Source organism: Salipiger sp. ABN3_019 (genome assembly GCF_056158605.1).
Window position 1 is genome coordinate 272,108 of sequence record NZ_JBSWTP010000003.1, and the last position, 26,283, is coordinate 298,390.

Consider the following 26,283-nt stretch of genomic DNA (forward strand, 5'->3'; position numbering starts at 1 on the left):
CTAGGCCAGCAGGGATCCCGTGCTGAAAAAACTCACCAGAGTTTCGTCCGTGGTCAGCGCAAAACTGCCATCGCCGCGCGACAGGCCGATCAGCTCGGTGGCGGCGCTGCCGCGCACGTCGACCTGCAGGGAGCCCGCAAGCGTCATGAGCACGCCCTGCGTGCTTTGGGTGAGGGTGGCATCCCCTGCGAACCCGTCCCAGAGATAGAGCTTGTCGGCCCCCTGGCCGAAGTCGGTGATCAGGTCGGGTGCACCGCCGGAGCTCGCGAAGCCGCTGTCGAACACGAAGCTGTCGGCGTCCAGCCCCCCGGTCAGTTCGTCGACACCCGGCCCGCCTTCGAGCCGATCGCTGCCGGCCCCGCCATTCAGCGTGTCGTTTCCGGCGGCGCCGAGCAGAATATCGTTTCCAGCGCCGCCGGAGAGAGTGTTCGCGGCGCTGTTGCCGACGATCCTGTCCCCAGCCTCGCCGCCCACGACATCGTTTGCCGCAAGGCTCTGCGCGCTGCCACCGAGCGTGCCACCGGAGATGCCGATCTCGCTCTCCAGCAACGTTTGCAGCCCGTCCGCATAGGCTTCATAGCCCTCGGCAATCAGGTGCATGAGGTCGTCGCCGATCAGCGACGTGTCGAACGGCGCATCGTAGAGGTGCAGCGTCGAGTATGTGGCCTGAAGCGCGCTCACCGTGGCCTTGATCCCGGCGTGATAGGTGCCGTTGCCGGCGTCGCCGACGACCTGCGTGCCGTTGACGATGCTGTAGCCCTCGTTGATGGCCTCCGAGACCGTCAGCAGGTTTCGGTAGAGTTTCGGCGGGATGGTCGAGATGACCAGATGCGCCGTGCTGGCCACGTCGGATTGGTAGAACAGTTCGACCACCGTCTCGATGCGCGCGATAAGCGTATCGAAGACGTCCGCGTAGAAGGCGTCGCCACCATAATTGAAGTCGTTCGTACCCATCATGAATAGCACGACATCCGGATCGAGATCGGCCAGGTTGGCCTGGAAGGAGGCCGCGTCGGCGCCATTGTTGATCGCCTGCCGCAGTTCTTTGCCTGGCACCCCGGTGTGATCAGAGTTGAGCATCCCCTCCGGGCCGCTCGAGTAGACGCCGACGTAGTCGACGAAGGCACCGTCCTGCAACAGGTTCTCGAAGAGCACTTCGCGATATCCTGCGCTGTCCGCGCGGTTGTTAACGGTCTCGGAGTTGGTGTCGCCAAGGTATCCGTAGGTCAGCGAGTTGCCGTAGGGCAGCACCCGCGCCGCATAGGTATAGGTGCCGGCCACAAGGTCGATTGACAGCGCGCGGCTCTCGCCGGCGAAACTGGTTGTGGGAACGCGCAGGATCTCGGGCCCCTGGGCGGTGGCGGTGTTGCCCTCGCCATCGGTCGCGGTGACGCTGGTGGTAAGCGTGCCCTCCGCGAGCGTCGACAGGTCGAGAACGATCTCGCCGTCCGAGCCTGAAGTTCCCGAGGCAGTGTTGTCGCCGTCGGACACGATGACCTCGGCGGTTGCGTCCGCGTCGAGCCCGGAGATGACGAAGATGACGTTGCCGGCTTCGTTGGCATCGATGATGAGGTCGGGGGCGCTGAGCGCGAGATTTCCGTCATCATCGGCGGGGGAGGGGTCCGAGAGCGTGAGTTGCACGCTGTCGAACTCGATGGTCGCGACCTCATTCGGGCGGGAGCGCTGGTTGAGGTAGCCGCCGAGGACAATGTTGTGGCCGCCTGCGCCGAGCTCGCCGAGTTCGAGGACGACCTCGACAAAGCCGGTGTCGAGGGTCTCATCGTCGTCGTCGGTGGCCTCCAGCAGGTCGATGACGTATTCGGTGTCGTCGATCAGCACCAGGACCTCCGCGTATTCCCCGGCGTCGAGATCGGCGCTCAGCGTCAGGCGGTAGCGCAGCGTGAGCGTGCCGGCCTGCCCGGCGAGGCTGTCGAAGCCCTGGCTCCAGCCGCCGGAGATATCGGATACGGCGGCGCGCAGAGATTGCCCGCCGAGGGTGACGCGGAGCAGACCGCTCTCCGCCGCGCCGCTCGCATAATCCGGCTGGTCCGTGCCGCGGAACGCATCATCGACATAGGTGAAGCTGCCAGCCCCGTCGGTGAAGTCCCACTCCAGCGGGGCTATGGGCGCGGGGGAACTGTCGAGTGTCAGCTCCGGGCCCTGAACGGTTGCTGTGGCGCCGGCCTCGTCGGTTGCGGTGACGGTCACGGTGAGAGTGCCGTCGGCAAGCAGTGACAGGTCGAGGGTGATCTGACCATCGGCGGCGAGCGTGCCGGCGACGGTATCGCTGCCGTCGGAGACGATGATTTCGGCGGTGGCGTCGGAATCGATGCCGGTGATGGTGAAGGCGACGGCATCGGAGGTGGCGGCGGTGATTCCGGTCTGCGCGATGCTGACTGCGAGATCCCCGTCGTCGTCACCGGTTGCGGGAACGCGCAGCATCTCGGGCCCCTGGGCGGTGACGGTGTTGCCCTCGCCATCGGTCGCGGTGACGCTGGTGGTAAGCGTGCCCTCCGCGAGCGTCGACAGGTCGAGAACGATCTCGCCGTCCGAGCCTGAAGTTCCCGAGGCTGTGTTGTCGCCGTCGGACACGATGACCTCGGCGGTTGCGTCCGCGTCGAGCCCGGAGATGACGAAGATGACGTTGCCGGCTTCGTTGGCATCGATGATGAGGTCGGGGGCGCTGAGCGCGAGATTTCCGTCATCATCGGCGGGGGAGGGGTCCGAGAGCGTGAGTTGCACGCTGTCGAACTCGATGGTCGCGACCTCATTCGGGCGGGAGCGCTGGTTGAGGTAGCCGCCGAGGACAATGTTGTGGCCGCCTGCGCCGAGCTCGCCGAGTTCGAGGACGACCTCGACAAAGCCGGTGTCGAGGGTCTCATCGTCGTCGTCGGTGGCCTCCAGCAGGTCGATGACGTATTCGGTGCCGTCGATCAGCACCAGGACCTCCGCGTATTCCCCGGCGTCGAGATCGGCGCTCAGCGCCAGGCGGTAGCGCAGCGTGAGCGTGGCGGCCTGCCCGGCGAGGCTGTCGAAGCCCTGGCTCCAGCCGCCGGAGATATCGGATACGGCGGCGCGCAGAGATTGCCCGCCGAGGGTGACGCGGAGCAGACCGCTCTCCGCCACGCCGCTCGCGTAATCCGGCTGGTCCGTGCCGCGGAACGCATCATCGACATAGGTGAAGCTGCCAGCCCCGTCGGTGAAGTCCCACTCCAGCGGGGCTATGGGCGCGGGGGAACTGTCGAGTGTCAGTTCCGGGCCCTGAACGGTTGCTGTGGCGCCGGCCTCGTCGGTTGCGGTGACGGTCACGTTGAGAGTGCCGTCGGCAAGCAGTGACAGGTCGAGGGTGATCTGACCATCGGCGGCGAGCGTGCCGGCGACGGTATCGCTGCCGTCGGAGACGATGATTTCGGCGGTGGCGTCGGAATCGATGCCGGTGATGGTGAAGGCGACGGCATCGGAGGTGGCAGCGGTGATTTCGGTCTGCGCGATGCTGACCGCGAGATCCCCGTCGTCGTCACCGGTTGCGGGAACGCGCAGGATCTCGGGCCCCTGGGCGGTGGCGGTGTTGCCCTCGCCATCGGTCGCGGTGACGCTGGTGGTAAGCGTGCCCTCCGCGAGCGTCGACAGGTCGAGAACGATCTCGCCGTCCGAGCCTGAAGTTCCCGAGGCAGTGTTGTCGCCGTCGGACACGATGACCTCGGCGGTTGCGTCCGCGTCGAGCCCGGAGATGACGAAGATGACGTTGCCGGCTTCGTTGGCATCGATGATGAGGTCGGGGGCGCTGAGCGCGAGATTTCCGTCATCATCGGCGGGGGAGGGGTCCGAGAGCGTGAGTTGCACGCTGTCGAACTCGATGGTCGCGACCTCATTCGGGCGGGAGCGCTGGTTGAGGTAGCCGCCGAGGACAATGTTGTGGCCGCCTGCGCCGAGCTCGCCGAGTTCGAGGACGACCTCGACAAAGCCGGTGTCGAGGGTCTCATCGTCGTCGTCGGTGGCCTCCAGCAGGTCGATGACGTATTCGGTGTCGTCGATCAGCACCAGGACCTCCGCGTATTCCCCGGCGTCGAGATCGGCGCTCAGCGTCAGGCGGTAGCGCAGCGTGAGCGTGCCGGCCTGCCCGGCGAGGCTGTCGAAGCCCTGGCTCCAGCCGCCGGAGATATCGGATACGGCGGCGCGCAGAGATTGCCCGCCGAGGGTGACGCGGAGCAGACCGCTCTCCGCCGCGCCGCTCGCATAATCCGGCTGGTCCGTGCCGCGGAACGCATCATCGACATAGGTGAAGCTGCCAGCCCCGTCGGTGAAGTCCCACTCCAGCGGGGCTATGGGCGCGGGGGAACTGTCGAGTGTCAGTTCCGGGCCCTGAACGGTTGCTGTGGCGCCGGCCTCGTCGGTTGCGGTGACGGTCACGGTGAGAGTGCCGTCGGCAAGCGTTGACAGGTCGAGGGTGATCTGACCATCGGCGGCGAGCGTGCCGGCGACGGTATCGCTGCCGTCGGAGACGATGATTTCGGCGGTGGCGTCGGAATCGATACCGGTGATGGTGAAGGCGACGGCATCGTAGGTGGCGGCGGTGATTCCGGTCTGCGCGATGCTGACTGCGAGATCCCCGTCGTCGTCACCGGTTGCGGGAACGCGCAGCATCTCGGGCCCCTGGGCGGTGGCGGTGTTGCCCTCGCCATCGGTCGCGGTGACGCTGGTGGTAAGCGTGCCCTCCGCGAGCGTCGACAGGTCGAGAACGATCTCGCCGTCCGAGCCTGAAGTTCCCGAGGCTGTGTTGTCGCCGTCGGACACGATGACCTCGGCGGTTGCGTCCGCGTCGAGCCCGGAGATGACGAAGATGACGTTGCCGGCTTCGTTGGCATCGATGATGAGGTCGGGGGCGCTGAGCGCGAGATTTCCGTCATCATCGGCGGGGGAGGGGTCCGAGAGCGTGAGTTGCACGCTGTCGAACTCGATGGTCGCGACCTCATTCGGGCGGGAGCGCTGGTTGAGGTAGCCGCCGAGGGCAATGTTGTGGCCGCCTGCGCCGAGCTCGCCGAGTTCGAGGACGACCTCGACAAAGCCGGTGTCGAGGGTCTCATCGTCGTCGTCGGTGGCCTCCAGCAGGTCGATGACGTATTCGGTGTCGTCGATCAGCACCAGGACCTCCGCGTATTCCCCGGCGTCGAGATCGGCGCTCAGCGCCAGGCGGTAGCGCAGCGTGAGCGTGCCGGCCTGCCCGGCGAGGCTGTCGAAGCCCTGGCTCCAGCCGCCGGAGATATCGGATACGGCGGCGCGCAGAGATTGCCCGCCGAGGGTGATGCGGAGCAGACCGCTCTCCGCCGCGCCACTCGCATAATCCGGCTGGTCCGTGCCGCGGAACGCATCATCGACATAGGTGAAGCTGCCAGCCCCGTCGGCAAAATCTTCATAGACCGGGATCCCGACGACGACCGTAACATTGCCCTCGTTCGATGTCTCCGTTTCGCTCGAGACAGTGTAGCTAAATGTGTCAAAACCGCTGTACCCACTGTCCGGAGTGTAGGTGATGCGTCCACTCGTGGGGTCGACGCTAACCATGCCATGCTCCGGGGGGCGGACAATGCTCACCGTCTCGGCGAGGAGCACGTTGCCCATGATGCCGTCATTTGAGACTACATCGATCTCAGCTGCGCCGTTGCGGCTGACGCGAAGCTCGTCCTCGACCGCGACCGGCGCTGTGCGAGGCGTGTAGCTTAGGTCCGAATAGGACGCGGTAGTGGAGACACCATGTGATGGCGTTCCGGTGAAGCTGTTGGCTCCAGTCCAAATGTTCAAATAGATATAGGAGGGCTCGGAAGGGAAGCCGATATCGGATGTTGTGACGGACCACAGTTCGACGCCGTCGGCATACCAGGTTATGGAATCCGGTTGCCAATCGAAGGAGTATTGGTGGAACCCTTCGGCGGCGTCAAAGCCAAGGTCGACGATCACGTTCTCGTCGCCATCAGGAGTGTAGTACGACAGGAGCACCCTTGTCGTGTCAGCCCCAAGGAATTCGAAATCGATCTCGCTTCTCGCCGTCCCGTGCGGCGCGCCGGTATAGGTGAAGAAACTGCTGAGGGTCCCATCGTCCGGCGAGGCCTGCATCGTCACTTCATAGAGGCCGTAGAAATATCGCTCCTGCGTTCGGACTTCGCCTCCCGTATAATCTTTGCCGTTCGTGTCCGTGCCGTCAAGAAGTGCGAACAGGACTCCATCGGACAGGTATATATAGTCAGGAGAAAATGCGGTATCCATCCAATCCTGAGAGTTGGCGTAATTTGATATAAGCCAGTCTTCTGAGCTCAAATCGGAAAAATCGGTATTAAATGCATTGTATTTTGGCATGTTTGCTCCGTTGGGAAATTTCATGAGAAGAACGGAGGGGATGTGCAAGATGTTTCGTATGGCCTATGGAGTTAAAAATGTGAAACAATATAAAAGTCAGAGCGTCTAGTGCGCTGTCTAGCTTGAGTGTCTAGAATATTTTAAGGCCGGGTTTAGAAAATTCTGTGAGGCTGTGCGTCGGTTGATAGTCTGCCGTCTGCAATGTTGTCGCCATACGGATCAGGGAGATATGGTGAGTGAATCTAGTCACCTGTTCGTCCGTGCTTCACTGCTTCGGTAGTTGTGTTTTTAGAGGGGGTATTGGTGGCGCGCTTTCGTCCAAATAGAAGTATTGAGAGTAGGGATAAAAGGGTGAATCCAGTGATGGTATAGAAACTTGCCGGAAAATAGGTGCGGGCGCCCAAAATGAGCACAGCAGCGACAAATATCTTGATGAGAGCAGAAGGCATTCCTTCTCCTTTATAAATATAGAGTATCTCTGTCTCGCCTCGCTTCGCTCAGCGCAATGATCGCACACGTGAGGGCTTCTGTTTCAGTCAGCATCCATCCGTCCACATAATGCATCTTCTCTTGCCGGAGGTCCTCCAAAACGAGGTTGGAGATCTGTTTCAAGAGATCGGCATTCCCAGTTGCTGGTGTAGATTGCGCTCGAGCGGAGAGCCTCTGTTGGAAGTCGTCGAGTGAAGTGAGTGACTGAAGGGATTCCAGCACTTTTCGGCCGATGGCCCTTGCGCTCGGACCCGGCAGCAATTGTGAAAGCGCAAGGGCCGGGGAACTTGCTGCTGCCGCATGCTGCGAGGCAATGCTGGTCGACGGGCATGTACCCAATGCACATCCCGCAAGAGCCATAACCAGCATGGTTCTTCGGTCCGTGGTGATCGATGCTTCGCCATGGGCTTCAAATCGGTCAGATTGACTTATGGCAGCCCCTCTGCAAGTCGCGCCTTCAAGTGATCGGCAAGTCGGATTGCCAGCGCGACGATGGTCAGCGTAGGTGTCGCGTGGCCTTGCGTCGGGAATACTGCGCTTCCCGCAACGAAAAGGTTCGAAATGCCGTGGACCCGGCAGTTCTCGTCTACAACGCCATGCTTTGGGTCCTCTGACATCCGCGTCGTTCCGGTATGGTGTTTGCCGTAGGTCGTTGGCTTGGGCCAGTCGTAGTCTTCGCGGAAAAGCACTGACCAAGCGCGACCGTATCCGAGGCGCGCGAGTTCGGCGGCTAGCACCTCGGTCGCCCGCCGATTTGCCTCAAGATCCGCGCTGGTCAACCGCCAGTCTAGCGCGATACGTCTTTGGCCGAAAATATCGTCCCGGTCTGCGGTCAGCAGAACCCTGCTGTCAGGGTTTGGCAAGCTTTCAACCGAGAGCCATGGCTCTATCCAGTCGCGTCGAATGAGGTCTTCCTCACTGCGGAGAAGGGTTCGGTAGACTTCGTTGGTCAATCCGTCCAAGTCGGACAAGACGTTTGCGAGGTGCCATCGCAGATTATCGGGTGCATCTCCCTTCTCGAGAGCGCGCTTGATGGTCGTAGCCGACCTCTGACCTGGCGAACCGGTCTCTTCGTGGAAAAAGATAAATCTGAAATTCGGAAGTTGCTCAGCCCTGAGAAGGTCTTCGCTCGCTCTGATCGCGCAGCGCATGTAGTGCTCACCGACCGGATGCTCTTCTGTGTAGATTCTGAATTGGCTGTTGTCCCTTGCCACCATCGCCTGAAGTGCAGGGCGGAACGATACGTGATCCATGAAATAGCGACCGACAAGATCGTTGCTATTCCCCAGGCCTCGGGTTTCGACATTGTCGGAGAGCAGCAAGAGGCGTGCCGTTTCGGCGGCGCCCTGTGCCAGCACAAAGAGCTTTGCTTGAACCTCGAAGGCCGGGCCATCTATGCCAGCTACCCTAAGGCCGGTGACCTGCGAGGCCGTATCATCGGTCAGGATTTCGAGCACGGTGGCGTTGAGCACTAAAGAAATGTCCGAAGCTTGCTTCAATCTGTCTTCATAGACGTAGCCGAACTGTGTAGGCGGGCTCAAAGCGTAGAGATAACTGGTCAGCTTGCTTTCATCGAAAGCGATCGGGTGGTCGGCAATCTTCGAGAAATGTTCGGAAGTATCGTAAAGGCTATCGCTGGGTGTTTCGACCAACTCTTGGGCGGCGGGATAGTACAGGTCCAGATCGCTGCGGCTGATTGGCCATCCGGAATGCGGAATTCCCGGACGAGCCTCAAAATCGATTGGGTCTAGCGGCATGCAATTTCCCGACCAATGATTGGTCGAGCCGCCGAGCATTCGCAACCGGGCCTCGTTTAGGGGATCGGCAGGGTGCCCGATATTTTTACCTGCGTACAGCGATTGCGCACGTTCATCGTAACCGTCGAAGCCACTTTCAAGCACCAAGATTTTTGCGCCATTGCCTGACATCTTGAGAGCGATAGAAATGCCCGCGGCGCCACCACCGACGATGCACACATCGGCGTCCAATTTAGCAGCGCTTGAGAGATTTCCAGACTGAAAGATCATTAAATTTTACCTATATCTCAATTGCGTACGCGGCCGCTCAATATCTTTCCCCGATCTGCCGTGCGGGAATTCCGCCCATGATTGCGTTTTCCGGAACGTCTGATGTGACAACGCTTCCAGCACCAAGAATTGCGCCGCTTCCAACCCTGACACCGTCGAGAACGCGTACGCCTGCGCCAACCCATACGTCGGAGCCCAACCGCACCGGGCCTCTGGTCACGAGGCCCTGACGGACCATCGGTTCGGACCCCAGCCTAGTCCTGTAACGGCCCCCGCCGAAATAGCATTGCCCTGCGATGATCGCGTGGTCGCCGATCTCGATACCAGACACCGCTGAGAACGTGGTCTGGCTGCCGATCGAGCAGTGCCGGCCTAAGCTCAGTTGGTTCTGCTTGACGACCATGACCACGTCGCGGGCGATCAACGTGCCTTCTCCGATTGTCAGGCCACCGGGTCCCGAGGATCCGCGCGCATCGAGGGTGCAATTATCGTCAATCGCCACGTTGTTGTGCAGAACGATCCGGTTAGGGCATCTGAGGATCAGGTTTCGGCCAAAGATCACGCCCTTTCCGACCTCGGCAAAGAGCGGAGGGAGAGACCATTTGCGTGCTGCGTATCCGAGAGCTCCGGGCATCCCGATCGCGAGCCACATTGCGGCCTCATAGCGAAGCAAGGGCCCAATCCCAGACGTGCCGACAAAGAACCTTTGATACTTCCGCAGCGCAGAGCTTTCTTTGGAGAGTGCCTCGATCACCCGGTCCTTTTCAACAGAAGCGCTTTGCTCAAAACCAGTGGGACGCTCGGCAGTGTCATGTTTCATGTTCATGCGCGGAGCACCTTCCTGCCGCCGACGGCGCGGAGCCGCCACGCGATATCCCGGCCAAGGTACACGAAGCCTCGGGCATTTCGTGCCGCGCCCGAGAGCCGTTTTGCCGGGACCGCGATCCATCTTGCGAAAGCCATGGCGCCCGAGCTTGCCCCGTCTCCGGGGGTCGAAAGCGCGTAGCCTTTCTCTTGCATGATCGAGCCTGCTATGGCCTCGATAAGTCGGACCTCTCGCGCGTGCAGTCCCTGTTCCCAACGACCAACACTCAGCGGGGAGATCGGCGTTCGAAGCTTTTCGCGATTGCGACTGTCGGTTTTCCAGGGAGATGAGGCTTCGTGAAAGTGCAGCTGTGAAGGGTCATAGGCTTCGCCGAGGAACATCATCAGAGTGCAAAGCGTCTCTTCGGGGCGACTGACCAGAGTTTCATATTTCAGCTCGAATACGCGATCGGAGCTGAAATTTTCCTTTACTTCGAAGCACGCCTGCGAATAACGGACCCACGCCTTGGCGAAGGGCAAGACGTGATCTCCACCGAAGCGCGCGCGCTTCCACGAAAGCGCAACGTCGCGAGGATCGCGTTCAATGCAGATAACCATCGCATCGCTCCAGGCCTCGAGCACATCGCGATGCAAGAGCGTATGGTGAGGCGTCTTTTCGCCCCATCGGGGCTTGCCTTGCGCCGCGGCCGCATTGCTGAGAAAGGCGCGTGCGACGGCGCCAAAACTGTTGCCTTCGACATGTGCCAACACCTCGCGCGGGCGTGGCAGAGGGTTCCAATCGTGTACAATCCCGAACCGTATGATGTCCTCGATCAACTGCAGCTGCGCGTCGCTACTGGATAGATCGCCGTAGAGCGCACTGCGAGACTGCCATTGGTTGAAGAGATGGGACTCGAACGGGATCGAAATATTGGGGTGGGCGTCGAGTAGCCTGCTCAGCAACGACGTTCCCGAGCGCGGCGCACCGAAAATCAGGATAGGCCGCTGGCTTGTGGTTGCGTCGTCGCGGGTGTCGCGGATGTCGCGGGGCTGCGGTGGCATGCGTGTCATGGTAATTCCGCTTCGACAATTGCGGCTTGCGCGCTTGCGCGCGTATTGCGCCTGAGCGCAAAGGTGACGAACCATGGTGTGCTGACAAGAAATTGGAGGCCGAAGGACATCAGCCCGACGGAGATACTTGCCTCCGGAGGGATGCCGATGCCTTCAAAGCCGACGATGAGCACCCATTCTCTTATGCCCAGCCCCCCCACCGAGAAAGGAAAGATCAGGGCGATCATCAGCAACGGTATCAATACCAGAGCATGACTCAAGGGAACGGCATAGCCGAGGGCGCGATAGAGGAAGATGAACACCATCGTTCGCGCAAGTGTCATAAGTATGGAAGCCATTAGGGACGGAAACAGGGCGCGCCAAACGAACTCTGGCCGGTTTATCTCCAACAAGACCTCGCTCAGTCTCATGGCGATGGGTCGCAGCCAGGACGGCTTGTTCCTCTCGAGTGCGGACTGACCTTTGAGAAGCACAAAGACGATCACAGACAGTCCGGCCGCCAGGACCCCAGCCAGCGCGATCGCGATTTGCCAAAGCGAAGTTGCCGTGGTTGCTCCGAGCGCGACGAGTAAAGTCGCAAAAAGAGAGACGATGCGATCGAGCAGTAGGCTTGTCACCACATTGCCCACCCGCGCTTGGCCGGCGAGCCTTCGGTTCTGCTGCGCCAACATCGCGCCGCGCATGACGTCCGGCCCGACTGACGTCGGCAGCAAGGAGCCTACACCGATCCCTGCGGAAACGATGCCGAATAGACTCCGCCAGGAAATGCGGTTGTCCGAAAAATCCAGCAGCGCTTTCCATCGCCAAGTGATTGCGCACCGTGCGAGCAGGATCGCAAAAGCGGCGAGGGCGAGCCAGGTGGGATTGGCTGCCGCTATGCTTCGCAGTACGTCTGGCCAGTTCACCAGAAGTCCCAGCGTCGCCAAGAGCGCTGCGCTTGCCAAAACCTGAAGAGATTTCTTGAGATAGGGACGCAATTTAGACCCCGCGTGCGCGTGCTTGCAAAATGAACTTGGAGTAAAAAGAATTTGGCGAAGGGCAACCACCCCCTCTTCGCTACCCTAGGTATGTGATCGATCTAGCGTCAAGTTACCTGTCATCGGCCGACCGACCAAATCGCGCATTTGCCTGTTTCTCATGCATCGGCGCATTTGAGTTCGCCAGTTTGTCTCGCGCTAGTTGAAAAATTTTTCGATGTTCCTGATATTGACCTGACGAGATCCGCCTCAAGGGGTCGGATGTCCAATTTGGACATTTGGCTTCGAAATATTTTTCTGGCTGAGAAAACTTCCCATCGAGGTGGGGGTGAATGTTCGAATGCGATCTGGAGGAAAATCAGGCACGATAGGATGTATTCTTGACTGCGGTTGTCCGCAGGCGCGTCACTTCAATTTGTAGCCCTTCGCAGCCCTCAATTCGATAGCTTGAGTTCAATAGGTCCGGTTGAATTTTCTGCACTGGTCGAGAATTCATATATATTCGAGAATGTTATTTTAGGGATTTTCTTGATGTATTTTTGCGTCTCGTTCCCATGCTTGGGGACTGTTGATACTTCGCACTGCACCAGTGGTGCGTCTTGAGCGTGGGGCTTGGTTTCGTTGGCGCTGGATATGTCGCGGACCTGTACCTGAACACCCTCCCGAACTGGGATTCGGCTCTCGATCTGCGAGTGGTTCACGATCGTGACGCGGATCGACTTAATCGCTTCTCCAGCCACTACGGGGTCAAGCCCGCTCAGAGCTTGGAGGCAGTCCTCGCAGACCCAAGCGTTGAAATCGTTGTCAACCTGACCAACCCCGCCCAGCACTATGAGGTTTCGCTCCGAGCGCTCGAGGCAGGAAAGCATGTCTATTCGGAAAAGCCGCTGGCACTTGAGCTGGAGCAGGCGCAGGAACTTGTACAGAAGGCTGAAGCACGGAGCCTACACTTGGTGTCGGCACCTGCAACAGTATTGGGGGAAGCAGCCCAGACTTTCTGGCAGGCTGTTCGCGAGCAGGTACTTGGGCGGCCCGTGCTGGCCTATGTCGAAATGGATGACGGTATGGTGCACCGCATCGGATACCGTAACTGGATCACGCGCACGGGCGCGCGCTGGCCAGCCGAGGACGAGTTTCGTACGGGATGTACGCTCGAACACGCCGGATATTCGCTGAGCTGGCTCGTGGCGATGTTCGGCCCTGTTCGCCGGGTGGTCACGGTCGCCCATTGCGCGATACCCGACAAGGGCCCGGACACCCCTCCGGGCTACGATACGCCGGATTTCTCCTGCGCTTGTCTGGAGTTCGATGATGGTATGGTTGCGCGACTAACAAACAGTATCATTGCGCCACACGATCACCGGTTTCGCGTCTTTTGTGAAGACGGCTATCTCGACGCTGCCGAGACATGGGATTTCAAGACGCCGGTTCGTGCAGTTCCCTTGGCTGAAACGCGGCTCCGTCGACAAGCGCAGAAGCTCCTGGGCTGGGACGGCGGCCATCGTATCAAGCCGACACATAGCCGCAGCATTTCCACGGCGCGGCGCGGATATCCGATCGATTTCGCGCTTGGGCTGGCCGAAATGGCCCTGGCATTGCGTTCGGGGCGGGCACCTAGGTTGGCAGGTGCGTTCTCGCTGCATGTGACCGAGGTGTCGCTGGCTATCCAGCATCCCGAACGCTTTGGAACTGTTTACCGGCCGATAAGCGCGCCAGGACCAGTGCATCCGATGGACTGGAGCGAGTTTTGAGCCATGACGAGCGCCGCGAGCGCTTGGACGGTGCCCGGCTCTTCGACAAAGGCTTCGCGTGGTTCCGAGAGAAGCCGCGCGCGCATCGCATCTATTGGCCTCCGGTCTTTCGCCAAGTCCGCGATAGTCTCGGGCAAGGTGTCCTCTATCGGCTCGTTCAGGAAGAAGCCGCCTCCGTGTTCTCTGAGCCAGCGCTCGGTTTCTGTTCCTGAAGGAGCCAGGGCAGGGGTCGCGAAATAGCCGCCCTCGTAGATCCGGTTCGGCAACAGCCAGGTGGAGTTCGCGCCCGCTTCGTACCAATCTCCGGCCCAGATGAGATCGATCCCCTCGTAGAGCTCAGAGAGGTCTTCCGGCGCACGGTAACGACCGCCATAGGACAGGTTCGAAAGCCCGGACACCTGTTCTTCGAAATCGGGAAAGACCCCGGGAGCGGGATAACCACGCAGGACGATCTCCACATCCTCCGGAAAGTCGCGGGCGACTCGGCGGAGCAATGACATCGAGCGGCGGCATCGCAGGTTGCCGAACCAACCAATCCGCAGTGCTCCCTTCGGCGATGCCCTGCGTTGTGCCGGGCGGGCAGCGAAGGTATCTTCCACGACCAACCGGTTCTCAATCAGCATGAAGCAACTCGTTCCCGGATGGTACCTGTCGAAGTATTCGGACTTGAAGCGCGGTGAGGAGATCACGACGAGCGCGCATTTCCGTAGAAGTCGCGCTTCAAGGCCGCGCAGCGCCCTGGCCGTAGGCGCAGGGCCTATCAGGCGGTGATGAATATCCAGGCATTCGTAGATCATTGGTGTGCGCAGCCGCGCCATTTTCCGGGCGCGACTCGCAAGCGCCAGCATATCGAGATTGCGCGCATAGATTATGTCGGCGGCGCGAAGTTGATCAGCGTGTCGTGCGGCAATGCGGCTACCGGAATGGATGCTTAGCACACGTTGAAGATAGTCGTTGTCGCGCGTTTCACCCAGATCTACGAGCGGCCAGTCTTGCTGGACGACCTCCCCGCGACGGGGCATGAAGCCGGTGACCGAAAAGCCGGCGTCGCGAAAGGCTGTTGCGCGTCGCCTAACCGCGGCGTCGCCGACATTGTGGCCGAAGAATGCAACATGGGGTGGGGGATTCTCGCTCGGGCTACCAGGCATAGTCGCTCGGCTCCAACTTGTGCTTTTCCCACAAATGAGAGGGCGGCGCAGGAGCGCTCCGACGCAAAGACGGAACGCCCGACAACCTTGCGACGAAGGCGGCGATGCGGGCAACTTCCGCCACATCATGGGCTTCTAGTGCCGCCCGGGCGCGCCAGCGTGCTCCGCGGCCCAACTCGGTAGCTATCCCACGTCCAGTTGGCCCGAGGTCGCGTAGGGAAAGCAGGTCGGTCAGGACAGGCGCGCGGAAGGCGGCCGTGGAACCGTGCTTGCCGGACATCGTGCGCCTGACAATCTCGCGTTCGGTGGGGGTAAGGGGCAGCTCCGGCGCAAGTGCGGCTGCCTGCCGGAAATCGGTTTGCGCGCTTTCCCAGTCGGTTCGGCGAGCATAGACGCAGGCACGCTGCAACAACCCGGCCCGACGTCGCAGAAGGATATCGTCGCTGTCGAACAGGGCTTCATAGAGTGTCAGCGGGAGTACATGACGGAAATCTGAAAAGATTTTGCGGTCGTGATCGAGCCAGACCAAATCGGACTCGCTGGCGCGGTGTTGCATGGAGCTTGGTCCACGCGCGCCGTCATGCTTTCGCTGCAGGAAAAGCACGTCATCGACCATTGTCGCCGGAAACCGCGCAGCCAGGCGCACGAACATCTCGTAGTCAATCGAGCGCGCGAGGTCTTCGCGGAAAGGCCCAACTTTCCGAAGTGCCTCCCGCCGCACCAGCGTGCCGTTCTGAAAGAAGAACACATCTTCAAGCAGGTGGCGCAAGACGCTGCCTGTTCGCAGATCCGGCCAATACCCGGTTCCTAGGTCCTCGCGTTCACCGGTCTGAGAATTGTCCCGGAACCGAATGTGACGGCCGGCGCAGAGGCCGACATCGCCCAGGTCGAGCACGCTGGCTAAGCGCTCTGCGGCGATCGGCAAGGCGATGTCGTCGTCATCACAGATCCAAATGTAGGTGCCCGTCACCTCCTGCAGTGCTGCATTGAGAGCGCAGGACTTGCCTCTATTCTTGCCACGGCGGTACAGGATTTTTCCGGCGGAACGCTCGGCGATCGCCCGCCCGAAGCCTTCGGTCGAGTCGGTTGAGCCGTCGTCCCAGATCACGATCTCATCTACCGGGCGGGTTTGCGTTTGCAGAGCAACGATGGCCTCTTCGAGGAAGTTTCGGCGATTGTATGTGGCAATTATCGCGGAGATCGCGGTCATAGCAGGCTCGCCTAGTAAAAAACTTGGTTAAGAATTCACTAAAGGGTGCATGCCGTCGATAAATTGTCCAGCATGGTGTCGCAACTCGTCGACCACCGGCGCAGCATTTTTTTCAGCAGAGCGTTTTCTAACCAGAATTTCTCAATTGGGAGTCGATATTGAATGCGATACATATTTTTCACGCTAGTTGTCATGTTGGTAGGCGCCCCGCAGGTTCAAGCCGAGGCGTACGAAATCGGAATTCAAGACCGCCTTTCCCTGCGCGCTGTGATCTGGAATGAAGACCAGAGGGCGTACGAAAACTGGGCGATCCTGGCCGGCGAGTATTTGGTGCAACCCGACGGCAGCATATCCGTGCCGCTGGCCGGTTCGGTGCAGGCGCGAGGATTGACCGCTAGCGAACTCTCCGAGGCTCTCGCGAGCGCCATTGCCAAGAACGGTGGCATGAACGATTCGCCTCGGATCGCTGTCGAGGTCGTGGGCTATCAGCCCTTCTATGTTTTGGGCGATGTCAATCGGCCCGGAGCTTATCCAGGTGTGCCGGGGTTGACCCCGCTCAAGGCGGTGGCGTTGGCCGGCGGTCTGCGCACTGTTGGCGGGCTCCAGAGCGGGGCGGAAGCCGACAGCATCCGAATTGTCGGAAACTTGCGCGGCTTTCTTACAGACATTCTCCGGGCGCGGGCCCGAAGGGCAAGATTGGAAGCGATCCTTGCCGGCGCTGACGGAGTGGTCTTTCCTAAGGACCTTTCACACCCGGATGGAGCTGCAGCCTTGGCCGGCGTGCTGAACGAGGAGAGGGCCATTTTTGCCTCGGACAAAGCGGCATTCGAGCGTGAGCTCGCATCGCTGGAGGAACTGAAGGCTCTGCTCAAGAGCCGGGTGGCCGGGCTCGAAAGCAAGCGTGCCGGGCTGGCGGAGCAGTTGCGATTTTCTCGCCAGATCGCTGATAACTTGGCTGGGCTCAACGAGCGCGGCTACGCTCCGGCAACGCGGCTGGCAGATAGTCAGCGAAGCCTTTTCGAGCTAGAGAGCCGCGATACAGACATGCAGGATGGCATTTTCGCCGCCCGCCAGAGCATCGCCGAAAACGAGCGCGAGATCATCGAGCTGAGCGCCAGAAAACACACCGAGGCAACTCTTGATTTGCAGGAGGTACAGGCGAAGCTTGAAGACCTGAGACTATCTCGGATGGTGCTCGAGGATGTGCTGCGTTCACAAGGCGTCGGAGTGGCGTCGCTTCCTCGGACTGAAGTGATAACGCGTTTCAAGGTGGCTCGAGTCAGCGTGGCGGATCAGGAGGTCGTACAGGACATTGGCCCGACCGAACGCATGATGTCTGGTGACGTGCTCACTGTCACGACTGAGTTGGTGTCTGATGAGCCTGAAGAGGTAATGCAATAGGGGCGATCCAGCCTCGGGCAATTCGCCTGAGGGTGCGGTCTAGTTCAATGTTGTCGATGCTTTCAGAAATCATGCAGGCCCCATGCTGCGCGGTTGTCTCTCGGTATTCATGATTTCCTAGGAGGTTTATCAATTTGTCACTGAAGTCGCGGGCCGTGTCCGCGCGCTCCACCAACCCGTCAAGCGCGCCGTCGTAGCCGTCGAGCGCCTTGCTGGAGGCGAGAACACTCATGCCGTTTTCGAGGTAGGTCACGATCTTGATGCTGGCACCGCTGCCTGCCCTTGTCGGGGCGAGGCCGATCGCTGATGTTCCTCCTATGGTCGATAAATCCTCCACACGTCCGAGGACCCGGACACCCGACGGTGGATTGTGGACCTCCGTACCGATTTCGCCAACGATGAGCAGCTCTGCCCCAGGCCGGGCAGCATGTGTGCGGGGCCAGATGTCCTGGAGCAGGAAGTTCAAAGCGTCACGATTGCCAGCGTGACGGACGCCGATGAACACTGCGCGCGGTGGTCCCTCATCGCTAGAAGCCTTTCGCCGCACGGCCGGCGGCAACCAGATGTGCTGCTTTTCGGGCAGCCTTTTGCTCAGAAGGCGGGCCTCTTTGGCAGAGGCGTAGATGCAAAGATCTGCGGCCTCGAGCCAGTTCGCCTCAGTCGCCAGTGATATGGGTGCATGATCGGGTGATAAATTCGCGCGCCGAAATGACTCGGCCCGAAGTGAGAAGACATCATGCAGCAATACGGCCCGGCAGTCTGCGAGACAGGCGTCCAGGATAGGGGCCATCGAACTATATTCTGCAATGAGAAGTGGCGGAGGGTTTGCGTTGACCGCCTTGATCGTGAGGCTTCTGTCCTGTCTTTTCGGTGGCTGGCCGAGAGTGTTGGGAAATTCCGGACGTGAGCCGCGTTTCCGTCCGGACGCGGCCCAGCGTAGAAGGTTCAAGCCGCGGTGGAGCGCCCGCATCCAGACGTCTGGCGAGGTTGCGATCCGAAAGTTCCAGAGTTTTAGCGTTCGGGGCACGAGAATTTCGCATCCGCGTAGGGCGTAGTCCCGGGCTGGATACATCACCGGGATGCTCCCGAAGCTGGAAACCGGGGTGCAAATGATTTGGACGCGAAATCCGCAGTCTTTCAGCTTGTCGACCAGCGTGAGCAGGTAGACACTTGATCCTGAGAGCGCGTCATCGAGGCGCCGATGTACCAGAATGGTCGCGCTCGGTTGATGTGCTTGAGGAGTGGGTGCCGACTCCGGAGCTTCCTTTGAGCAAGCTGCCTTCCCCTCTCTGGGTAATCGTAAATTCACCACTCGGATTGGGCGTCCTTCTGTTGGCGCAATCTTTCGAAAGGAGGCGCTTGCTGCCAGCTTCCAGAAATTTGGCTCCGATCATGCCGATCGCCGAGGGCCGCTGAGCTAGCGCGCTGACCGCTGCTCGGAGATTTCCGCGCTTCAGGGACTGTAGAACGATCTCGGTGTATCGCGTGCGATCCAACATTACCTGACGTTCTGCAAAAACCTTTCTTGCTGAGTTGGAGAGGCGGCTTGCATGTTGCGCGACGAAAGCACGATCGGCTTGTATCAGAGGTTCAATATGAGAGGGGTCTACTCTATGCGAGATCGAACCTCTTCGGGAAGTATAGATGTAATCCGGTGCCGGGGAGAAGATAACTCGGGCGTCGGCCGCGAGACAGGAAAGCATCAAGTGATAGTCTTCACCATTGTAGGTCTCTGTCGGGTATCTGATGCCGTTTTTGTTGCAAAAATCAACTCTTAGCAAAGGCTTGAGGTATCCAAGGGCACCACGTCGCTGTCGATCGTGGTTCCTGACGATGTATGTGTCAAGATCCAAAGCAATTGGTTCATCGTAAGCTGGGCCATTTACGAATGGCAGTCCGTCGATCGGGCGGCCATCTTCGTCAACGCGGCTCAGGTTGCCCAAAACGACGTCCGCATGGTACTCTTGTGCAATCTTGAGCATGTCTCGAAGGCGCCAAGGTTCCATTTGATCGTCGGAGTCGAGAACTGCCAACCAATCCGTTCTCGCGGCGTCCAATGCCACATTCCGGGCTCTGCCTGGACCGCCGTTGTCGCTTAAGCAGATTACACGAGCGCCACATTTTTTGGCAATTTCGACTGTATTATCGAAAGATCCATCATCAACTACCAGAACTTGGCTCGTGACGTCGATTTGATCTAGCGCGCTCCGGATGCACTCTGCAATGGTCGTGGACGAATTCCAAGCTGCGATCGCAACTGTAACTGTGACCATCTTGCCCTCGCCGCTTGATTTGACTGTTTTCGGTCAAAAGAATAAATTTATTGGTTAGCTTCGGGTTTAAAGGGCTCTCGTGTCTAGAGAGTTCTTCTGTTTCAAGTGATTTAAACGTCACTGAGATTAGAGTCGCCTTCTGCGCGGGCGATCAAGTGAATTCAGTCTCATTTCATTAAAGGCATTCAGGATGTCGGATGTATGCATAATTGTGGCGGCCTTTAACGCCAGCAGTACGATCTGCGAGGCTGTTGATAGCGCGCTGGCCCAGGAACGTGTGGCAGTTGAGGTCATTGCTGTCGATGACGCTTCTACGGACGGAACACTAAAGCAACTCGAAAACGCCGCAGCTGTGGATCGGCGCCTGAAAGTCCTGAGCAATACTCGCAATGTAGGCCCGGCTGCGGCTCGCAATCGCGCATTGGAGGTGACACGCGCCCGATATGTAACGGTGCTTGACTCCGACGATCGAATGGAACCGGGTCGACTTGCTGCGATGCTCGCGCTGGCGAAGGAGGGCGATTGGGATTTGGTTGCCGACGATCTCCACAGGGTGACCGAACACGGGAAGTCCGCGGCAAGGACGCGCATGTTCAGCAAACATCCGATTGGCGCGCGGAGCATCGACCTAGAGACCTTCGTGCGTGGCAACCTGACACGTCTTCATGGTGGGCGTGGCGAGATGGGTTTCTTCAAACCTCTTATTCGAAGGGAATTTCTTATAGAGAACCGCCTCGGATATGACGAGAGCATGCGGTTGGGGGAGGACTATGCGCTCTATGCAATGGCGCTCGCTGCCGGTGCGAGTTTTCTGCTTGTTGACCCCTTGGGGTATGATGCACTCACAAGAGCTGACTTATTGAGCGGTCGGCACTGCGCAGCGGATCTTGGCGCGCTGGTTGCCGCTGACCGGCGGATGGGGAATCTGCCTGGCCTGAGCGCGACCGAGCGGTCGGCACTTCGTGAGCATGAGATCGAGACGCAGAAGCGCTGGCGTTGGCTTTGGTTAATCGAAGCGGTGAAAGCGCGCGATGTTTCGCAAATTGCGCAGTGCATGGCCGCTCCGCCGCAGGTGATCGTGACAATCCTGGGCAAACTCGTCGAGCAGGCGTTCTTGCGCAGTCGTGGGGCACTGCTCTCGGCAGACGCGGGGAGTTTGCGAAAGGAGACGAGATAGTGTCCGGCCGACTACGCTGGGGCATCTTGGGTGCGGGCTGGATCGCCACGAAGTTTGCCAGGGACTTAAGTTACGGAGTGACCGGCCGTGTGAGCCGCGTCGCTTCGAGGGATTTCGTCGCGGCACAAGCGCTTGCTCGTGCTTGCGCTGCACAAGCCTGCGAAAGTTTCGAAGCTATGCTGCGCGCTGATGACGTTGATGCGGTCTATATTGCGACGCCCGCCGTCTTTCATCATCTCCACGTGATTCAGGCACTGTCTCGAGGCAAGCCAGTGCTATGCGAGAAGCCTTTTGCTCTCAATGCGGAAGAAGCGAGAGAGATCGTCGAGGCTGCGCGTCGGGCTCGGTGTTTTTGCATGGAAGGCATGTGGACTCGCTTTCTTCCAACCATGAATGAGCTTCGCGGGAAGTTGAAGGGAAATGAGCTCGGAGAGATATCGCAGATGAGCGTGGACTTGGGATTTGTCCACAACGAAGAAAGCTCGAATGCGACGCTCACAGATCCGGCTCTTGGCGGCGGCGCGCTTCTTGACCTAGGCATCTATGGAGTATCTCTCGCACATGATCTTCTGGGCATGCCTCGCGAAATTCAGGCTGAGGCCGTGGTTTCACCAACTGGGAGTGTTCGGGACGTATCCATTACTTTCCGGCACGAGAAAAATAAGCGACCCGCACTTTGTTCAATTCGGGCCAGTCACAGTACAGAATTGCGAAATGCCCTAGATATTAGCGGCAGCCGGGGTCGAATTTCTGTCGACGCGCCTTTCATTCGCGCAATACAGGCGCGCATGTCGCCCCTTGGGCCACGTGGACGGGCAGCGGAGAGGCCTTCGGCTCTTGGAGATGCACTTCGGGGAAGCCGGTTCTGGCCAGTCGCTCGAGGACTTGCGCGACGCGCAACCGGGCGGGAAGGCGTCGCTTTCGGGAGGCCGTTTGTAGGCTATGGGTTGCGTTTCGAAGCAGAAGAGGTCGCTAGGTGCCTTGCGGCGGGGCAGTTCGAGAGCCCGGTGATGCCACTTTCAGAGTCGGTCGAAGTTCTGGAAAGTGTGGATATGATTTCCGCACTCATTTCGGATCGGGGGGTGCAAGATGGTCATGAATTAGGGTGCGTGCCAAAGGTTGCGGAGTAAGGTTCTTCCAGAATGTTGAAGCGTAGCCATGTGTCGTGCAACTTGGTTAATTATTGATCGATTTGTTTCGGCGCAACCTCGCTTGGCCCTAGTTTAGGTAAAAATATACCTTCCGTGACGTTCCATTTCATGTGAGTATGTTCGAGAATTAATACTCTGCGTTATAGCCGGGGATATTATTATGAAAAAATATATAATCGCGCCGAGAGTTTCAAATGGGTCCATTTCAAATGAACGTGACGTGGCCCTGAGTTCTGCGAAGGAAGATCATCGAAACATATGTGCTGATAAAATTGCATTCAACGTCCATGCCGCTCTGAAGCGGGCGATAGATATCTTCCTTGCACTCTCCATGATTGTCGTTTTTGCGCCGCTAATGATTCTGATTGCGCTTATGGTTTGGCGCGAAGACGGCGCGCCGGTTCTCTACAGGCACCGCAGGATCGGAAAAAACGGCAAGCCGTTTTATTGTTTGAAGTATCGTACAATGGTGCGCAATTCCGACGAGGTCTTGAAGCACACGCTCGCTCATGATCCAACGCTTCTGTTGGAATGGGAGAGAAACTTCAAGCTTGAAAAGGATCCGCGAATTTTGGGGGAAGTCGGGCACCTATTGCGCAAGGCAAGCCTTGACGAATTGCCACAACTATTCAATGTCCTGTGGGGCGACATGAGCCTCGTCGGGCCGAGACCCGTTATTGAGAACGAGGTCGAAAGATACGGACGTTACAGAAATCACTACACTTCCGTGAAGCCTGGCCTGACTGGGCCTTGGCAAGTTGGGGGAAGATCGGAAACCACCTACGAGGAACGGGTCAACCTTGACGTCTGGTATATCGAGCACCCTAGCGTGTGGCGGGACCTCTCAATCTTGTGGCGCACGGTCGTCGCATTCATCACTGGTCAACTCGGTGGCGCGAAGTGAACTCCGCCTTCTTTGATGCCAAATGTGCGCCGGAGTCCTCTCCACCCTGCTGACCACGCACTTGCTCTTGAGTTGAACTCGTCGTCAGTAGAGCCCATAGTAAGGTTGTGGGTGCGGCTGCGATCCAGCCAAGCAACATCCACCACCAAATGCTTCCGCCGAAGAAGAAACTTGATAGGATGCAGATAATTTGAAGAACGATTATCGGCGGCAGCAACACTTGCGCTCGCAAGCTGAGCCTAAGTTTACGCGATTCGTTTCGGTCACTTTTTTTCAGAGTACATTCTCCTTTCCCTGACGCGTCATACCCCAAAACGACGCGATAACGCAGCCGTCACGTTCATGGTAGAAGCACTACCTTCTCACGCTGCAGTAGATAGTGTCACTGTCTTCAAATTCAAGCAACCAATGCTGCGAAGGTTCGTGTTCGAACGTCTTCTTACGGGGCCCGGAAATGCGTATTGTCGTCGGAATTTGTACCTACAGGCGCCGGAGCTTGCTGGACACGCTTGAAAGCATTGCGGCGCAAGAAATTCCATCTGGTGCAACCCTCGAGGTTATTGTCGCCGACAATGATGAAACGGCAGCACAACGGGACAGCATCGTTGCCTATTGTATAGACCTTGGGTTGTCCTTCACATATGTCCACGCGCCTGCGCGTAACATTTCCGTAGCAAGAAATGCTTGTATGGACGCGGCGCGCGGCAGTGTCCTGGTATTTATTGACGATGACGAAATCGCGGATCCGGGCTGGCTCATCGGTCTGGTAACGGCATGGCGGGAGAGCGGCGCCGCAGTTGTCTTCGGTCCGGCACATGCAATCTATCCGGAAGTCGCGCCGCATTGGATGCAGAAGAATGACTTTCATAGCAACACGCCCTTGCGTCGCCGTGGCACGGTGGAAACTGGAAACACGAGCAACGTCCTTATCGACCTCGGAAATCCTCGGGTCTCGAACATGCGCTTCGATCTGGCTTTTGGCCGAACAGGGGGTGAGGATGTCGATTTCTTTTTCAGGCTGAACCGCGCCGGAGCGGAAATGACGATCGCCGAGGATGCACTGGTGCGTGAGAAAGTTGTGCCGAACCGGTTGCGCTTTGACTGGCTGGTCCGGCGGCGTTTCATGACTGGCGCTATTTATGGCACTTGCGTCGCGCCTGATGATCTGTTGCGCCGGTGCGCGGTATTCTTGTGTAGCATGCTCAAGGCCGCGTATTGCGGCCTGCGTGCGCTTCTGGTGGTGCCACGTCTGGACCGTTGCACCTTCTGGATCATGCGGTCGGTCTTTCATTTCGGTGTATTGTCGGGCTGCATTAAGCCACCCAAACGCGAAGTATACGGCATTTCCGCGTCGGTACAAAACTGATTGTCGCAGCGAGCGGGTGCTATATTCCACAGAACTGGAACGTTAGTGCTTGGAATTTCGGATCTATTTGGGGGAGTGTCCTGAACTTTGTGTATCCGTGCCGATCCATGCATTATCCCGATGACGCTACCAGCCCGTCATCGTGAAACAGCCGGGAAATTCCAGCTTCCGGCGGTCCAGCGTTGGGGAGAAGAGCACAAGCGCGGAAACTCTAAGGACGGCCGAGGGCGCGTCGGGTAGCACATCAACCCTGAACAGAGCTAACTCATAAACGCGGACTCTATGGGGAGCAGGTCAAAGACGTTGAAATCGATTGTGGTGAAAGTTCGCTTCGATGCCGCGGTTACTTGGTTAACTATTATCGTTGCACAAAGGTCCCAAGGCCTGACCTTTCTGTTGCTGGGAAACGAAACGGCCATTCGTCACCTCTGCGACGAAGTTGGGCAGGGAATCGATGGCAATGCGGACAACGCGGTCATCCGCTTTTTCTGGCCAAGGCATTCACTCCGGGTAAGACCCACACCACCACTTTGGTCCACCCACCAATGATGCGAAACACGCGCAGCCCGACTATCTACCCTGACTAGCGTGGCCAGCAGCACTAAGGAAGTCTATTTCAACTGAACTGTTTTCCACCTTGTTCACCTGTGCGACAATATAACAGTAAGGAAGAACTCAATGGGATGGGATTATCGTTGCCCGGCCCGCAACGACAAAGTGTCTTTCCTCGAGGAGGTGCCCAGATGACCACGCCGGATTGCTCCTTTGGAGGGAACACCCGGGTCAAAAGGCATGGCCCGCCGTTCTCCCAAATGCTTCGAAACATAATCATCGTAGCAAGCGTCCTGCTCGTCGAAGCCCGGGACGCACCTGTGATGGCAGAGGCTCCACTCAGAGAGGACAATACTTCGGGCGTGCCCGCAGGATTGTATCCTGCGAACCCGATGATCTTTGAACTTGACGTTCCGATCGATCCCAATGGTCTGGGGGCACTCTTCGCTCACGACCTCACCGGGGACGGACGGATGGATTTCGTCGTCACATCCCCGGGGCATGTCGCGGCCTATTCCAGCGTGGGAGTGAAGCTCTGGCACGTCCGCGACGAAATCTCCCTGGACCGCGCGGACCGCGGAACCGGGTATCCGGGGCTCCACGCGCCAGGCGCGATCGCCGGCGATGTTGATGGCGACGGTCGGGATGAGGTGGCTTACTTGCTTTCAGATGGCACGTTGATTGTACGGGGGGCGGGGAACGGCGAGGTCGAGCGGAGCTTCCGCTTCCCCGGTGCCCTTGCAATTACCATCGCTGACTTCCGAGGAGAAGGCGAGCGTGACGCTGTTCTTCAATACAGCCAGCGCGAGCTTCGCGGGATCAATCTGGAGAATGGCCAGACACTCTGGCATGTCACGGATTGGTGGGGTGTCGAACACAGTATGGCCCGGACGGTAGACCTCGACGGCGATGGCCGCGACGAAGTCCTGGGGCCCGTCCTTCTCGACAGAAACGGTACGCCGATACAATCCGCCGCGCGCGAGGGTACGCGGATGGACTCCTTCGACAGCCTCGCTGTAGGGGATATTCTGCCCGAGCCCGGGCTGGAAATCGCGCTCGCCGAGCAGTACGGCAACGAAGAGACGATCATACTGAGTTCGTCGGGCTTGGGTTGGGCGACCCGTTACGAGCCGGGCGGCGTATGGGCGATCGGCAATTGCCGCTACAACGAAGATGCCGACAAGCTCGCGGTGGGCGACTTCAACACCGAGCATCCCGGGCAAGAAGTCTTCGCACGGTCGTCCTGCGGTAATCATCCCTGGTTGATGAATCGTGAAGGGGAAGTCATTAGCGCCTGGTCGGTCCGCCGCAGTGCTCCTCCAGGATGGTGCCATGTCGGCGATTGCCGGGCCGATCCCGACGTCGGCATCATTGAGCGGATTTCAGACTGGATTAGCGTCGATTTCCGGGGCAGTCGGAGCGCTAAGAGAGGAGAATACGGCATCGACATAGCAAGGCCGGTTCACTGGGACGGGGCTGGCGGACAGCTCCTCTTTGTGACCGAGCGTCATATTGATGGCAAAATTGCGCTCGTCGACCCCCGGAACGGACGCTTCGTTCGCATTTGGCCGGCCGAAGCGGCACGGACGTACGCCGCCGACGTGGCGGGCGATTTTCGCGAAGAGCTTATC

General features: G+C 59.0%; 16 protein-coding genes. 7 read left to right on the plus strand and 9 right to left on the minus strand.

The features are described 5' to 3' along the window. The 5 genes from ACXAD2_RS03850 to ACXAD2_RS03870 all read right to left on the minus strand — a co-directional run bounded on the left by ACXAD2_RS03850 (position 1) and on the right by ACXAD2_RS03870 (position 11,719). Complete coding sequence (locus ACXAD2_RS03850; protein WP_475167078.1) at positions 1–6,351, minus strand: family 16 glycosylhydrolase; 6,351 nt, start codon at positions 6,349–6,351, stop codon at positions 1–3. 917 nt (positions 6,352–7,268) lie between these two features. Beyond that, positions 7,269–8,867: a GMC oxidoreductase gene (locus ACXAD2_RS03855; protein ID WP_475167082.1), complete on the minus strand. Its 1,599-nt coding sequence runs from the start codon at positions 8,865–8,867 to the stop codon at positions 7,269–7,271. 37 nt (positions 8,868–8,904) lie between these two features. Next, the gene (locus ACXAD2_RS03860) at positions 8,905–9,693 is read right to left on the minus strand and encodes an acyltransferase (protein WP_475167086.1); all 789 of its coding nucleotides are present in this window, start codon (positions 9,691–9,693) and stop codon (positions 8,905–8,907) included. After that, positions 9,690–10,742 (minus strand): sulfotransferase family protein, encoded by a 1,053-nt coding sequence (locus tag ACXAD2_RS03865; protein WP_475167090.1) that lies wholly within the window; start codon positions 10,740–10,742, stop codon positions 9,690–9,692. The genes ACXAD2_RS03860 and ACXAD2_RS03865 overlap by 4 nt, the downstream gene beginning before the upstream one ends. Continuing rightward, a complete protein-coding gene (locus ACXAD2_RS03870) occupies positions 10,739–11,719 on the minus strand; it encodes a lysylphosphatidylglycerol synthase transmembrane domain-containing protein (RefSeq protein ID WP_475167093.1) in 981 nt (326 codons plus the stop codon). Before ACXAD2_RS03870 ends, ACXAD2_RS03865 begins: the two co-directional genes overlap by 4 nt. A 605-nt stretch (positions 11,720–12,324) precedes the next feature. Between ACXAD2_RS03870 and ACXAD2_RS03875 the strand changes: the two genes are divergently transcribed. After that, on the plus strand, positions 12,325–13,470 hold the full coding sequence (locus ACXAD2_RS03875; protein ID WP_475167126.1) for a Gfo/Idh/MocA family protein: 1,146 nt from the start codon (positions 12,325–12,327) through the stop codon (positions 13,468–13,470). Here ACXAD2_RS03875 and ACXAD2_RS03880 read toward each other — a convergent pair. Then, on the minus strand, positions 13,413–14,618 hold the full coding sequence (locus ACXAD2_RS03880; protein WP_475167095.1) for a glycosyltransferase family protein: 1,206 nt from the start codon (positions 14,616–14,618) through the stop codon (positions 13,413–13,415). The two genes, ACXAD2_RS03875 and ACXAD2_RS03880, sit on opposite strands and share 58 nt — an antisense overlap. Beyond that, positions 14,608–15,828, minus strand: a complete 1,221-nt coding sequence (locus ACXAD2_RS03885) for a glycosyltransferase family 2 protein (RefSeq protein ID WP_475167097.1) — start codon at positions 15,826–15,828, stop codon at positions 14,608–14,610. The genes ACXAD2_RS03880 and ACXAD2_RS03885 overlap by 11 nt, the downstream gene beginning before the upstream one ends. Before the next feature lie 162 nt (positions 15,829–15,990). On the opposite strand from ACXAD2_RS03885, the gene ACXAD2_RS03890 reads away from it, so the two are divergent. Next, positions 15,991–17,229 (plus strand): polysaccharide biosynthesis/export family protein, encoded by a 1,239-nt coding sequence (locus ACXAD2_RS03890; protein WP_475167100.1) that lies wholly within the window; start codon positions 15,991–15,993, stop codon positions 17,227–17,229. Here ACXAD2_RS03890 and ACXAD2_RS03895 read toward each other — a convergent pair. Together ACXAD2_RS03895 and ACXAD2_RS03900 are read right to left on the minus strand one after the other, a co-directional pair. Then, on the minus strand, positions 17,183–18,019 hold the full coding sequence (locus ACXAD2_RS03895; protein ID WP_475167102.1) for a glycosyltransferase family 4 protein: 837 nt from the start codon (positions 18,017–18,019) through the stop codon (positions 17,183–17,185). The two genes, ACXAD2_RS03890 and ACXAD2_RS03895, sit on opposite strands and share 47 nt — an antisense overlap. 397 nt (positions 18,020–18,416) lie before the next feature. Next, the gene (locus tag ACXAD2_RS03900) at positions 18,417–19,502 is read right to left on the minus strand and encodes a glycosyltransferase family 2 protein (RefSeq protein WP_475167105.1); all 1,086 of its coding nucleotides are present in this window, start codon (positions 19,500–19,502) and stop codon (positions 18,417–18,419) included. Positions 19,503–19,692: 190 nt separating this feature from the next. On the opposite strand from ACXAD2_RS03900, the gene ACXAD2_RS03905 reads away from it, so the two are divergent. The 5 genes from ACXAD2_RS03905 to ACXAD2_RS03925 all read left to right on the plus strand — a co-directional run. Continuing rightward, entirely contained in the window at positions 19,693–20,679 is a 987-nt protein-coding gene (locus ACXAD2_RS03905; protein WP_475167107.1) for a glycosyltransferase family 2 protein, read from the plus strand. Continuing rightward, positions 20,679–21,809 carry a Gfo/Idh/MocA family protein gene (locus tag ACXAD2_RS03910; protein ID WP_475167109.1) on the plus strand — a complete coding sequence of 377 codons (1,131 nt, stop codon included), beginning with the start codon at positions 20,679–20,681 and terminating at the stop codon, positions 21,807–21,809. Before ACXAD2_RS03905 ends, ACXAD2_RS03910 begins: the two co-directional genes overlap by 1 nt. Positions 21,810–21,990: 181 nt before the next feature. Next, positions 21,991–22,734 carry a sugar transferase gene (locus ACXAD2_RS03915; RefSeq protein WP_475167112.1) on the plus strand — a complete coding sequence of 248 codons (744 nt, stop codon included), beginning with the start codon at positions 21,991–21,993 and terminating at the stop codon, positions 22,732–22,734. A gap of 454 nt (positions 22,735–23,188) precedes the next feature. After that, a complete protein-coding gene (locus ACXAD2_RS03920) occupies positions 23,189–24,100 on the plus strand; it encodes a glycosyltransferase family 2 protein (protein WP_475167114.1) in 912 nt (303 codons plus the stop codon). A gap of 743 nt (positions 24,101–24,843) precedes the next feature. Next, a partial coding sequence (locus ACXAD2_RS03925; RefSeq protein ID WP_475167116.1) for an FG-GAP-like repeat-containing protein occupies positions 24,844–26,283 on the plus strand: 1,440 nt, incomplete at its 3' end.